The organism is Paenibacillus sp. Dod16, assembly GCF_049893405.1.
In the GTDB taxonomy this organism is placed as follows: Bacteria; Bacillota; Bacilli; order Paenibacillales; family Paenibacillaceae; genus Paenibacillus_AQ.
On the sequence record NZ_JBNDYG010000017.1, the window covers coordinates 15,549 to 28,552 of the forward strand.

General features: G+C 52.6%; 10 protein-coding genes. 2 read left to right on the forward strand and 8 right to left on the reverse strand.

Translation table 11 applies throughout. From position 1 onward, the window contains the following. Positions 1-35: 35 nt before the first annotated feature. From argS to ACPV3A_RS14850, 5 genes are all read right to left on the reverse strand, one after another. Positions 36-1,715 (reverse strand): arginine--tRNA ligase, encoded by a 1,680-nt coding sequence (gene argS, locus ACPV3A_RS14830; RefSeq protein WP_426200098.1) that lies wholly within the window; start codon positions 1,713-1,715, stop codon positions 36-38. After that, a complete protein-coding gene (locus ACPV3A_RS14835; RefSeq protein ID WP_071221146.1) occupies positions 1,712-2,137 on the reverse strand; it encodes a DUF1934 domain-containing protein in 426 nt (141 codons plus the stop codon). Before ACPV3A_RS14835 ends, argS begins: the two co-directional genes overlap by 4 nt. 380 nt (positions 2,138-2,517) lie before the next feature. Further along, a complete protein-coding gene (locus ACPV3A_RS14840; RefSeq protein ID WP_194540350.1) occupies positions 2,518-3,189 on the reverse strand; it encodes a GNAT family N-acetyltransferase in 672 nt (223 codons plus the stop codon). Positions 3,190-3,273: 84 nt separating this feature from the next. Beyond that, on the reverse strand, positions 3,274-3,945 hold the full coding sequence (locus tag ACPV3A_RS14845; RefSeq protein WP_426200099.1) for a GNAT family N-acetyltransferase: 672 nt from the start codon (positions 3,943-3,945) through the stop codon (positions 3,274-3,276). 49 nt (positions 3,946-3,994) lie between these two features. Beyond that, on the reverse strand, positions 3,995-4,852 hold the full coding sequence (locus tag ACPV3A_RS14850) for a carbon-nitrogen hydrolase family protein (RefSeq protein WP_194540348.1): 858 nt from the start codon (positions 4,850-4,852) through the stop codon (positions 3,995-3,997). A gap of 343 nt (positions 4,853-5,195) precedes the next feature. Here ACPV3A_RS14850 and ACPV3A_RS14855 point away from each other — a divergent pair, with 343 nt between their 5' ends. Together ACPV3A_RS14855 and ACPV3A_RS14860 are read left to right on the forward strand one after the other, a co-directional pair. Next, on the forward strand, positions 5,196-5,720 hold the full coding sequence (locus ACPV3A_RS14855; protein ID WP_071221142.1) for a phosphatase PAP2 family protein: 525 nt from the start codon (positions 5,196-5,198) through the stop codon (positions 5,718-5,720). A gap of 222 nt (positions 5,721-5,942) precedes the next feature. After that, the gene (locus ACPV3A_RS14860; RefSeq protein ID WP_426200100.1) at positions 5,943-8,015 is read left to right on the forward strand and encodes a serine hydrolase domain-containing protein; all 2,073 of its coding nucleotides are present in this window, start codon (positions 5,943-5,945) and stop codon (positions 8,013-8,015) included. A 133-nt stretch (positions 8,016-8,148) separates the two neighbouring features. Here ACPV3A_RS14860 and ACPV3A_RS14865 read toward each other — a convergent pair whose 3' ends face one another. From ACPV3A_RS14865 to ACPV3A_RS14875, 3 genes are read right to left on the reverse strand one after another with little or no spacing between them, the layout of a single operon-like run. Continuing rightward, the gene (locus ACPV3A_RS14865) at positions 8,149-10,659 is read right to left on the reverse strand and encodes a glycosyl hydrolase family 95 catalytic domain-containing protein (RefSeq protein ID WP_426200101.1); all 2,511 of its coding nucleotides are present in this window, start codon (positions 10,657-10,659) and stop codon (positions 8,149-8,151) included. After that, entirely contained in the window at positions 10,656-11,801 is a 1,146-nt protein-coding gene (locus tag ACPV3A_RS14870; RefSeq protein WP_426200102.1) for a glycoside hydrolase family 88/105 protein, read from the reverse strand. Before ACPV3A_RS14870 ends, ACPV3A_RS14865 begins: the two co-directional genes overlap by 4 nt. A 25-nt stretch (positions 11,802-11,826) precedes the next feature. After that, positions 11,827-12,972 (reverse strand): oligogalacturonate lyase family protein, encoded by a 1,146-nt coding sequence (locus tag ACPV3A_RS14875; RefSeq protein WP_426200103.1) that lies wholly within the window; start codon positions 12,970-12,972, stop codon positions 11,827-11,829. Positions 12,973-13,004 lie beyond the last annotated feature (32 nt).

Sequence of the window (13,004 nt, forward strand, 5' to 3'; positions counted from 1 at the left end):
AGACGGCTGCTGTCACATATTCAAATTAGGGCTCCTTACATCCGTTCCGGCGCCGATACGCCCATCAGGCGAAGCACGTTAGCAATAACGGTACGAACAGCTCGAAGCAAAGCCAGGCGAGCCTGCGTTTGATCCGTATCCTCCGTAATCACGCGCTCAGCTCGATAGTAGCTGTGGAACAAGGAGGCCAGCTCGTATACATACCGGATAAGTCGGTGCGGAGCATAGTTCTCTGCAGCAAGCGACACTTCCTGCGGGAGCTCTCCTATTTTGCGCAAAATGTCGTATTCATGCTCGGTTGTCAGAACGCTCAGGTTCACTTCCGAAAGCGGCAGGAGGTTAACGCCCTGCTCCTCCGCTTGGCGGAATACGCTGCAGATACGTGCGTGTGCATACTGCACATAGAAGACCGGATTCTCATTGGACGTTGACACCGCCAGATCCATATCGAAATCCAGATGCGAATCCATGCTGCGCATAGTGAAGAAATAGCGGATTGCGTCTACGCCGACTTCATCCATCAAGTCTTCCATCGTGACCGCTTTACCGGTACGCTTGGACATTTTCACTTTCTCGCCATCCTGGAACAGGCTGACCATCTGAGCGATCAATACAATCAGTTTGTCCGGATCATTGCCCAGCGCCTCCATAGCTGCCTTCATCCGCGGAATGTAACCATGATGATCGGCTCCCCAAATATTGAGGATCTTGTCGTAACCGCGCTCGTATTTATTGCGGTGGTACGCAATATCCGGCGTTAGGTAAGTATAGGTTCCGTCATTCTTCACGAGGACGCGGTCTTTGTCATCCCCATAGTCGGTGGTACGAAGCCAGGTTGCCCCATCCTTCTCATAAGCTTCGCCCTTCGATTTCAGCTCTTCCAGGGATTTCTCCACGAGTCCGTTCTCGTACAGGGATGTCTCACTAAACCATTCGTCAAAATGAACGCGGAATCGATTCAAATCGCGTTTGATTTTATCCAGTTCCTTCTCAAGCCCGAACTGACGAAGGAATGCAGCTCTCTCGCCTGGATCCATGGACAGCAAAGAGTCGCCCTTCTCAGCTACAAGCTCTTTAGCAAACCCTTTGATATCTTCGCCGTGGTATCCATCTTCCGGCATTTCGGCATCCTGACCGAGCTCCTGCAAATAACGGGCTTCGAGGGATTTTATCAGGTTCACAACTTGGTTGCCTGCATCATTAATGTAGTATTCACGCGTCACTTCGTATCCAGCAAAATCAAGCACATTGCAAAGGGCATCACCTACCGCCGCTCCGCGGGCATGTCCCAGGTGCAAACTTCCGGTGGGATTGGCGCTGACAAACTCCATCTGAACCTTTTGCCCCTCTCCGGTAGCAATTCGCCCGTAGTTGTCGCCCTGTTCTTCTACCAACGCAACGATCGGATAGAGGTAACCCTTGTCCAAGGTAAAATTAATGAATCCTGGCCCGGCTATTTCCGCTTTTTCAATGGAAGCCTTCGCCATGTTCAGATGTTCCAGGATAGCCTCCGCAATTTGTCGCGGGTTCTTCTTGGCGATTCGTGTCAACTGCATCGCTACGTTCGTAGCCAAGTCGCCATGCGACTTATCCTTGGGAACTTCAAGCGTAATGCCTGGCAATTCCTCACGGGAAACCAATCCTGCAGCTACGGCAGCGTCCGCCACCGCTTCTGCAACCAGCCCGTTAATGTGATCTAATGGATTCATTGTCATGATTCATGTGCCTCCTGAATAGTCAAACTAATAGAAAAGTGTCCCGAAAACTCGTCAAACACATATAAATCATACGCCCAAGCCGCTCGTCCGGACACGCCTTCAAGCGCAAGCTCCAGACGCTGGGTGTGCGTAGACAGATTAAATGAAGTGAACGGGGAGCGGTAATACCCAGGCAATCGCTGACCCAGCTTAAATGCCTGCTCGGACTCCACCTCGCCGTGACGGATCAGCTTCAGCTCGTCCTCCGTCAGCTTGAGCATGGCCCGGGTTTCCCCTTGATGCGGTCCAAGCGCTGGTTCGGTATAGCGAACATACAGGACATTTCCTTTGATAAACGCCTCTGCCGGAAGCTCCTGTATCGTATTCTCCCCTTCGTGAAGGCTTTGAAGACGGATGCTCACTTGTTTTCGGTCGTTCATGTTCGTTCCTCTTTTCCTTACCTATTGTATTACTATATCCAGTATAGCCCTGCAATTCAAATGAGGATTTTAGCAAATGTGAAGTAAACGTCTATCCGCGTGCTTACACGAAAGATCGGGTGCATCCTCAATCCCCGTATTTCTCGACCCATTGCTTGTGCCACTCACGATAACTTACACCCGTGATTTCCTCCAGAGTCTTCCCGTCGATGGAATAAGGCGCACCGGCTAAATCGCCCCGATCAGGGAACGAGGTTCCCCCGATAACCTCACCCTCTGCTATCCTACCAATTAGAATACCAAAATATCACATGCTGTAGGCATACCCGGAAAAGAATATGCCTGATCCGTAACGAATCAGGCATGAACTATCATATAAGTTACAACGGAAGCAAGGCTACCTTCTCCCGCATTTCCAGCTTGGCCACCATGTCGTTCCAGGCCTGTGGTTTCTCAGGCAGTACCGAATAGTAACGTCTCAGGAAGTTGACGATCAGCTCCGCAGACAGCTCATCAACGGCATCATCGCCAGGCATGAAGCACAAATCGAGCCCGCTCACCGCTTCGCCATCATTGTTCCAGGAAGGATGCACGTAGGCGATATCCGTGCGTTTGTAGCCAAGATGCGAGAGGACTTCGCGGCGAACAAAAGGATCCATCGGCTTCACACCGCCGAATGCATGATCCTGCACCCGGTACGGATCGTAAATCTCGGCAAACATGCCGAACAGCTCTTTGCCGTTCGCGGCCGCCAGTTGATTTAGATCCTTCAAACGATGCTGTGCCAAGAATCGGCCGATGCCGAGCCCTTCGCGCCCGATGATGGTAAAATCGGTCATCGCTACATTCCAGTCCTCATAATAGCGGTATTCCGTTGTACCCACCACTTCGTCCTCATGCAGGGCAACGAATACCCGGATGCCCGGATCTTCCAGCGGTTCCTTCCACAAACTGAATTCCAGCACCTCTTCCGGAGGGAACACTTCCTTCATCAGATTGTGCATTTTGCGGAACAAGGGATCGTCGATGCTCGTAATGCGAATATATTCCATTAAATTAAAGCCTCCTTATTATATGTAATAAAAAAATCCATCATTATAGTTGAAATCAATTTATATCGTTCAAGCGAGACTTCTTTATCCAGTGAAAGGGTTCTTCCATTCCATCAGAGCCCCGTAGTTGCAGGACTCCTCATCCTCCAAATAATCTGCCGCTACCCCAACGGGCGTCCGGCCGCAACGAAGCAGGAAGGTAATCACCGGATCCTTGAGATCACCCCGGACAACAGCGTCCAGATACTCCGCAGCCGACATTTGATGGGCATGCCGATGATAGCCGGGCATCCGTCCGCCGCCAAGGAGCCGGTCCAATCCCTGTTCGACGGTCACGTGATACAGCGACTGAATCAGCCATTTGCCGAGCCCAAGCTTGCGAAAGCGCGGCCTGACGCAAATGTCGGCAATGTATAGCGTATTCCCGTCCGCCTTATGCGACCGGATATACCCGTTATCCGTGGCCTCCGCCCAGGAGTGGGCAGGCTCCATCGGATCGTAATCCACGATGAGCGAAGTGATGGACCCTGCGAGCATGCCTTCCACTTCAACGCACAGAGCCCCCTCAGGGAACAGGGTAACATGCTGCTTCAGCTGCTCCTTGTTCCACCACTGCTCCGGCGGATATGGGGGCGGGAACGTCTCGGATTGAATGACGATCAGCTCGTCAAAATCCGCTTCCGTGTAGCTTCGAATGATAACCGGCACCGGCCGGGCATCGTCAAATACATATAACTGTTGATGAAACCGGGCCATTTCCTCTGCACCGCCTTTGTCCTATTTTCCTCAAGTAATGATAAACGGCTTACTCCCAATCCGGATACAGATCAGTACGCCGGTCACGCCATGTCGTGACGGAGCCCTTCTCGCGCACTTGATACAATAAATCCAGATCGAGATCGGCGGTTATGATCATGTCGTTGTTCAGCTCTCCCTCGGCCAGCAGGCCCTGTGGAGGAAACGGGATATCGTTCGGGGTAATGATGGCCGCCTGTCCGAAGTTGGCACGCATCAGATCCACGGTTGGCAGCGAACCAACGGTACCGGTCAACACCACATAGATCTGATTCTCAATGGCGCGGGCATGGCTGGTGTAACGCACGCGATGGAATCCGTGACGATCATCCGTACAGGATGGACAGAAAATGACATCGGCTCCTTTAGCCTTGGCCATGCGCACAATCTCAGGAAATTCGATGTCATAGCAGGTCAGCATCGCAATGGTGCCTTTTTCCGTCTCGAACACTTCGAGCCCTTCGCCCGCTCCCATATTCCATCCGCTAATCTCCGAAGGCGTGATATGGATCTTGGCCTGCTCCGCAATGCGGCCGTCCGGATAGAACAGATGCGCTACATTGTACAGCTTCCCTTCCCGGCGAATGACGTGCGTCCCGCCAATGATATGCATATGATATTGCTTCGCAAAGCCTTGAAACAGCAAGCGGTAACGGTCTGTGAAATCCGGAAGATCATTGATCGTCAATGCCTTGCCCTGATCGTCCCCGATGGACATCAGCTGGGTCGTGAAAAATTCCGGAAACAGCACAAAATCAGCTTCAAATTCCTCCGCCGTCCGAATGTAATGCTCCGACTGACGGGCAAAATCGTCAAAGGATTGAATCGTGTGCAGATGGTATTGCACGGCAGAAACGCGAAATTTCATGCTTCTCCTCCTTAAGCGTGGTTAGATGCTTACATTATATCGGATTCTGCGCTTCGAGAACATGGGAACATGAAGTCATCCTCCCTTGGAAACCATAATCCTAAGAAGCAAGCTTCCAGCACGCTAAAACGGTTATCATCAACTCGCCGTGCGATAAGGAATGCTCAATTTATGAAAAAATACAAGTCATTCATACCCACGCTTAACAATTCTCCTGTATACTGTCGTATGTAAGCCTCTTGTCTACACTATGAATCTTTAGCCCTTACAAGCATATATTGCAGCCCGATTGGACTTTGGGCTGCCAGCTTACAAAATTATAATGTGAGGTGTTCTGTTCACAATGATTACTCGTTCGATGGATTGGCTTCAGCAACATGACCACCTTATCTTCCGCTGGTTAAACCGCAAGATCAGCAACAAAACGGTGGATTCGATGCTCGCGCTGGTCACCCATATGGGGGGTGCTATCTTTACCATTGTGCTGACACTCTCGATAGCGTTTTTTGCACCTGAGCCGTGGAATACGATGGGGTGGCAGAGCTTTATTGCGCTTTCCCTCAGCTTCCTGATTACGGCCCTCATCAAAAGGAAGATGCGGCGCATCAGGCCTTATCTGGCACTTGAAAAGGTGCGCTTCGAAAAAAAACCGATGAAGGATCACTCGTTTCCTTCCGGGCACTCGACGGCGATCTTTTCCATTATTACGCCGTTTCTGTTCATAACGCCGTGGCTATCATTGCTCTTGATCCTGCTGGCCCTTACGGTCAGCCTGTCACGGATTTATCTTGGCTTTCACTATCCTTCGGATTGTTTGGCCGGCTGTTTCGTCGGAACGACCTCGGCGCTGCTTATCGTGCTCAGTTAAAAAAACAGGCATCTCCCTCTTGGCTTTACGGCTCTGGATGGAATGCCTGTTTTTTTGTGCTTCCCTCATTGTTTTTCTTGCCTCTATTCAGGCTGCTACATAGCAATTTCCACATCTTTCGCACACGTGTACATTATAATTTTGCAGAAATATGAAAAAAGATTGAACCATTCCGGCTGGTAAATCGTACTAATAGTACATTCATAATAAGGAGGTATTTATTTGAAGAAAAGACTATCACGGATGCTGGTTACCCTACTCGCCGTTACGATGATCCTTCCGGCTGGGGTAATGGCAGCAGATAACAGCCAAGCTGCCGCTGGAGGAAGCCTTGAGAAAACCGCCGCTGAGAAAGCCAAGCTGCTCACCGGGACGTATGGAACGACAAGCGTTCAATATGCCCTTATCGACAACGGGGTGATTACCGTGTCCGGGCAAGAGGGCGTCAATGATATGGAAGGAAAGAAACCGCTGACTAAAGATACGATGTATGCCATCGGTTCCACGAGTAAAGTGTTCACCGCCGCTGCGGTAATGAAATTGGTGGATGAGGGAAAAATCAACCTGGATACGCCTGTGGTTCAGTACATACCCGAATTCACGATGAAAGACGAACGTTACAAAAAAATCACGCCGCGCATGCTGCTTAACCATTCCTCCGGACTGCAAGGCTCAAGCCTGAATAATGCATTTTTGTTCGAGGATAATGACCCTCATGCACATGACACGCTGCTGAAGCAGCTGTCCACCCAAAACCTGAAAGCGGATCCGGGTGCATTCTCCGTTTATTGTAATGATGGATTCACGCTAGCTGAGATACTGGTAGAGAAAGTCAGCGACAAGGATTTTACCGCCTTCATTCATCAATATTTTACCGAGCCGTTAGATTTGGACCACACGAAGACATCCCAAGATAATTTGGATTTAAGCCAAATGGCAGGTCTGTATTTTCCTACTCACCAAGGACAGCTTCCTAACGAGACGGTCAATGTGATCGGCACCGGCGGCATCTATTCTACGGCTGAAGACTTGGTACAGTTCGCGCAGATTTTCACCGGAGAAGCCGAAGGCATTCTTTCCGACAAATCCGTTAAAGCCATGGAGCAGGAAGAATATAAAAAGGGTCTGTGGCCCGAAGATGCCGATAACTCGTTCGATTACGGACTTGGCTGGGACAGCGTAAGACTGTTCCCGTTTAACCAATATGACATGAAAGCCGTAACCAAAGGTGGAGACACCATCCTGTATCACGCTTCGCTCGTTGTTCTTCCGGAGCAGAACATGGCTGCCGCTGTATTATCGTCCGGCGGTTCCAGCTCAACCAACCAACTGTTGGCCAACGACATTCTGCTGCAAGCGCTCAAGGAGAAAGGCACCATCAAGGAAATCAAGCCGGAGAAATCCTTCGGCAAACCGGTCAAGGCCGACATGCCTAGCGACATCGCGAAATATGCCGGTTACTATGGCGTGACGAATCAGCAGATGAAAGTCGACATCAAGGACGGCGAACTATCCATTACCGTACCGATGGTGCCGGATTATCCTGCGGAGAAATATGTATACACTGCGGATGGAACCTTTGTCAGCGCGGATGGCAGCACGAAGGTAAGCTTCGTCAAAGAAAAGAATGACCGCATCTATTTATGGGTAAGACAATATGTAACGATTCCTGGACTTGGGCAAATGGCTTTATCGCATTATACCGCCGAGAAAATGGAAGCGAACCCGTTATCCAAGGAGACCGCTGCCGCTTGGGCCAAGCGGGAAGGCGAAACGTTCTATCCATTGAACGAGAAATTCACATCCCTGATGTACTTCATTACGAAACCGACGGTTGAGATTAACAGCAAGAGCGGTCTGGAAGGTTACATGATCGACAAAAAGATCATTGACCAGGATACCGCAGTAAGCCAGCATCAGGTTCCGGCTATCGGTAGCCGGGATACGGCCGAATTCCGCTTCTATAAAGAAAAGGGCGTAGAGTATCTCGAAGGGGCAGGCTCCCTGTTTGTGAGCGGTAAGAACGTGAAGCCGCTTTATAAAGGAAAAAAATCAACCGTCACCCTGCAAGCCGATGGTTATGCCAAATGGTACACCGTCCCTAAACAAGCTGAGGGCAAAACCATGACCGTCACCCTGCCGGCACAAGGCGCATTCGTCGTGTATGACGAAAAAGGTGCGGTTGTAAACTACAGCCTCGTCAGCGGTAGTAACGAAGTGAAGCTCCCAGCCAATGGAGCTGTTGTATTTGCCGGTGCCCCAGGCTCGGCCTTCGGAATCACCTTGCAGCCTTAATAAAAGTGGACAGCCAAGCAACATGTTCTCAGTTAAGCCAAGATAACTCTTAAAGGAAAAGCACCTCAACCAAAAGCTAATGCCCATGGTTGAGGTGCCTTTTTGCGTTAACCGGTCTTCGCTAGCTACAATTTCAAGGTCCGATTACGTCCCCGTCGACCTGCGGGCTGCAATGGATCGACAGCTGTGTTCCCGGGCCCAGACGAACCGCATAAAAAAGGGGCCCTAGCGTTGATGGCTGGATGGAGGCTCCCTGCCCAGACATGGAGCTTTTTCCTGCCCAAGGCGGCAGGGAAACGAGGATGTTCGTCTCCCGTTCAGCCTCAAGCTTAGCGTGGAACATACCGGCATCCCGGTTCCATTCCATGGTGATCCGACCGGTATGGAATCTCCAACCTGAGAGCCGGCCAATACGCCAGCGCTCCGGCAGCGCCGGCAGGAGCTTCACCATATCCGGCGATACCTGCAGCAGCATCTCCTGTACGGCATTCACCCAACCCATGTTCGCATCGAGCTGTATCGGCGCTGCCGGCATATCCATGCATATCCCCATCCCCCTCCAATCGTTATGGAGGGTAAACAGATTCGGCAGCAGGCATGATTGCGCCAGTGTATCCAGACACTCCAGTGCACTGTCGCCTTCCCCTAACCTCGCATAGATGGACGCCATATGAGCCAGCGACCAGCCGCTTTGGGCGCCGAGCCGGCGCAGACGTACCGCCTTCTCGAAGGCGACATACAACTCCGGCGCTGATTCGCGGGTCACTTCATCACCCGGGAACAACGGATAGATATGCGAGAGATGACGGTGATCGTATCGGTCCTTAAACTTAGGATCCAGCCATTCCGCAAGAGCTCCGTCCTCGTTCGTCCGGTAAGAGGGGATGCGTTCGAACATTCGCTTCCACCGCTCCTCCTCATCCTTCGAACCTGGGCCTCCGACGAGCCGATTCGCTTCGATCAGATGGGTAAGCAGTTCCTTCATAATCGCAATATCCATCGCTGCATTGACGGTTGTCGGCATCGGGTGAGCCAGCTGCTTTCCGTCCTCCGGCATGAAATTAAGCGGCGTATTCTCCGGCGATACCGAAGGATACAGACGATAGGAGCCGTCTTCACCAACGACTGCGAAATCCTCGTAGAATTGAAGAGCTTCGCGCATGAACGGCAGCGCTTCCTCCCGCAAAAACCGGATATCGCCCGTATACAAAAAATGCTCGTAATAATGCCGGGCGAGCCACCCGGCTGCTCCCGTCCAGTTTAGAATGACGGGTACGATTTGATTCGGCGTTCCGATCCCCGGCGTGGTCCCAGCCGGGATGTAGATTCCGCGACATCCGTACAGCTTGCGGGCATTGCCGCGAAAATCGCCCATTAGGCTGCCATAGTAGCGGAACAGAGGGGGCACTAATTCTCCCAAGGCTCCAACATGCGCGTGCCAATACATCATTTGAATATTCTCATTTGCCATATGGTGGCACCAGACAAGCCGGTAGTCTCCGCCCCACAAGCCATACAGTCCGAAAGGCCCTGATTCGGCTGCCGTCCCGCTAATAAACAAGTACCTTCCATAAGCCCACATTTTACGGACAAGCGATACGGGCGCTTCGCCCTCGTAAGCCTCCAGCATCAGCTCCTCGTTCGAACGCACGTCCTCCCTGCTGGCAGTGTTAAGCTCCAGGGATGCGGAATGGAACAAAGGACCATGGAGCTCGGTGTGGCGCTTGAGCAACAGGTCATATTCACACGTTTCAGGGAAGGTTTTGAGTTCATGCTCAAGCTGCTCCCATTCCTGTTCACGCTTGCCACGAATAAATACTTTCACCAGTACAAGCACCCGGCGGGCCTTAGTAAAATTCAACATCGTTCCTTCCTTAGTTGACTGCAAGCTTCCACCTTCACAAATAAGCCGCAGCACGGCACCGAAATCTGTACCGTCATCATTGCGGCCGGCGTACCGGATATACGCGCCTTTCGCCGAAGTGACCACGGATTCGGCCAATTCCCTGAATTCTGGCGTGTCCCCCCATCGATCACTTGGGTAAAGCGTCAGTCCGATCTCCCCCGAAATACAGTGAAACGCCCCGGCTTGATCCTCGATATGCTTACCGGTCCCCTTCCTGTCTCCAGGGTGTATTTCTTCGTTGACACATTCTTCGGAGCCAATCTCATAGACGACAGCCCCATCTGCACGGGATACAAACAGCCGCCTTACGTACCGGTTCGGGCCGTCCGTCCAGCCTACCGAAACTTCGCCGGTCTCCATATTGAGGGATCTTCGGTAACGACGGAATGCCCGTGTGCTGGGCATGAACAGCTTAATCGCCGCGAGCGGAAAGCGGGAGGCCAGCCTCGTCCCGTATCCCCGCTCCCTTAAAGCGTTCGCCAAGTTCCAGCTGGCCTCCATATAGTGTCCTTCATCCATCAGGGTGCGCGTTTCGGCGAGCGTCATGCTCACGTCCGGCAGCGGATCTTTTCGACCCCAATGCCACAACCCCTCGTGATTCAGCAGTACCGTCTCTTCCTGCACGCCCCCGAAAACCGAGGCCCCGACAATGCCATTGCCTGATGGCAGCGCCTCACGCCACATATTACGCCACCAAGAGGCGGGATACCTCATGGTTAACAGGTTCTCTTGACTCATCCCCGATACCCGCCTTTGCCCCCCGCCTGCAGCCTCTCCATTTCGATGCTGGCCAGCAGAAGCGGAGCGACGCCCATGAGCGAATCACTGACAACCTTTTCACTCAAATAATAATCGTATGATCCGTCGCGATATTTGCGCCCGCCCAATCCGGCGCCGTGGCAGATACCGTGAAGGTGCAGCCCTTCGCCGTCGACGGTGATAAAATGTTTCTGGATGCCGTCATAGGCGCGTTCGACCACCCCGATGTCGATCTCGGCCAAATAATGAAGCCGAATGCCTTTGGCCAAGGCATAGGTCAACATGCAGGAGCCGGAAGCTTCCATATAATTGCCCTGCCGGCCATTGCAGTCCATCACCTGATACCACAGCCCGCTGTCTTGATCCTGAACGCGTACGAGCGCATTGGCCATCCTTTCGAAAATGCCCATCAGCTGCCCGCGCTGCGGATGCCTCACAGGGAAAAACTCCAGCGCGTCCACAAGCGCCATCGCATACCAGCCCATGGCCCGGCCCCATACATGGCGCGAGCGGCCCGTTTCCTTGTCGCACCAGCGCTGCTCCCGGCTCTCATCATAAGCGTGATGCAGCAGCCCCGTCTGCGGATTCCGAGTACGCCGCTCGATGAGCAGCAGCTGCCGGGCCGCTTCGTCGAACCATGCCGGCTCATCAAACGTTTCTGCATATTCTGCCATAAACGGTGACGACATATAGAGGCCGTCCAGCCACATCTGAAACGGATAGATTTTCTTATGCCAAAATCCGCCTTCGTCGGTCCGCGGCTGTCCAACCAACTGAGATGCCAGCAGCTCGGCAGCCCGGCGATATTTCTCCTCTCCTGTCGTGCGCCACAAGGGCAGCAGATTCTTGCCTTTATTGATATGATCGAGATTATAGTCCTCCAGTGTGTAGTCGGCTATTGCCCCGTCTTCCTGTATGAAGACGTCCATATGACGCTTGACCACTTCATTGTAACGCTCCTCACCCGTCCAATTGGCCAGGCGGCCCAGTGCAGTCAAAGCCATGCCGGCCACGTAGCCCCATTTGTTGGCTATATTCAGATGGTATCCGTCCACGCAAGCGGACAGGATCGTCTCTGCAACCTGGACCGGTATTCGTTCCAGCACCGTTGCTTCAGCCACGGTTGACCACTCCCTTCTCCTTCGCTTAAACCGACAGCAGCGGCAGCGAATCAAAATCCTCCGGCATGCCGACCAGATACAGATTGCCGTAACCATTTTTATCGCTTGTAAACAAGAGTCGTTTACCGCCCGGATCAAAACGCGGATGCGCGTGCACCTTCTGGGAATGAAAGCTGCATCGAAGCTCGCACAGCATTCGCGGTCCTTGGTAGACTCCTTTGGCGTCTTTACGCCATACGGAGAGGGTTTTGACCGCCCCCTTGCCATCGACAACGGCCTGACCGTAGCCGTCCGCATACGCATGCCACGTATCAAACTCGAAGTCCGTCTCTTCCATGGCCGTATTGTCATACCGGATGCTTCCGAAGAAATTAGTTCCATCCATGCGGAAGCCATGGTAACCGATGGTCATACCGTCAGGATAAAAAAATTCATGGCCGACCTTTTCTCCGGGTTCAAGGCGCTGGCGAATTCTCCAGGCCTCTCCGCTCCGAAGGTCCAGGCCCCATATCCGGTGATCGACCAAATGCCAGGGTCCTTCGTGGCAGAAGGTGATCAGCCATGGTTCGACGGGTGACGCGTTAATATGGGTTATAAAACGATGGGCTTCATATAGGGTTTCCGGCTGAGTCTGCCCTTCCGAGTCGATCCGCACGATCCTGCTGTGGGGAGCGGCCTCCATCAACTCCCTATGGCCGACATAACCGTTGCCCAGATCGAGCGGCATGCGATGGGACAGATCCTCCTGTATGCAGGTGACGACTGAGCGTCCATCCGCAGGACAGCTCAGATTGCCGATGTTGTACCCCTCCGGGGCTTCGTAGATCAGTTCTTCCTCCAATGTTGCCAGATCGAGACGGCGTACGCTCCGATTCGTTTTGACAAAGGCGGCCCGGCCATCCGGTAATAGACAGGCATCCACAGCATCATTGTCCGGGTAATCCGTCAGCTGAAGCATCTCACCGCTGTTAACATCCATGCTGTACAAGTTCGAGCTGTTGTCCCTGTCCGATACGAACAACAGCCGCTTCCCGCCGTCATACCATCCGCTTTCCGTAAAATACAGATGATGACTGTGAGCTTTGTAGTCGGTCAGCTGCACCACTTCGACTCCGGTCAACCGGTCGCGGTAAAACTTACGTTCCGGCCTCCACACCGTTCCCTTGGCCATATTCAGCCCTCCTGTCCGCAAGTTGTATAAGC

What these genes read in the sequence shown, in the direction of transcription:
- ACPV3A_RS14855 (WP_071221142.1), top strand. Translation starts at nt 5,196, where the DNA reads ATGATTACTCGTTCGATGGATTGGCTTCAGCAACATGACCACCTTATC.
- ACPV3A_RS14840 (WP_194540350.1), bottom strand. Translation starts at nt 3,189, where the DNA reads ATGGAATATATTCGCATTACGAGCATCGACGATCCCTTGTTCCGCAAA.
- ACPV3A_RS14875 (WP_426200103.1), bottom strand. Translation starts at nt 12,972, where the DNA reads ATGGCCAAGGGAACGGTGTGGAGGCCGGAACGTAAGTTTTACCGCGAC.
- ACPV3A_RS14835 (WP_071221146.1), bottom strand. Translation starts at nt 2,137, where the DNA reads ATGAACGACCGAAAACAAGTGAGCATCCGTCTTCAAAGCCTTCACGAA.
- ACPV3A_RS14845 (WP_426200099.1), bottom strand. Translation starts at nt 3,945, where the DNA reads ATGGCCCGGTTTCATCAACAGTTATATGTATTTGACGATGCCCGGCCG.
- ACPV3A_RS14850 (WP_194540348.1), bottom strand. Translation starts at nt 4,852, where the DNA reads ATGAAATTTCGCGTTTCTGCCGTGCAATACCATCTGCACACGATTCAA.
- argS (WP_426200098.1), bottom strand. Translation starts at nt 1,715, where the DNA reads ATGACAATGAATCCATTAGATCACATTAACGGGCTGGTTGCAGAAGCG.
- ACPV3A_RS14865 (WP_426200101.1), bottom strand. Translation starts at nt 10,659, where the DNA reads ATGAGTCAAGAGAACCTGTTAACCATGAGGTATCCCGCCTCTTGGTGG.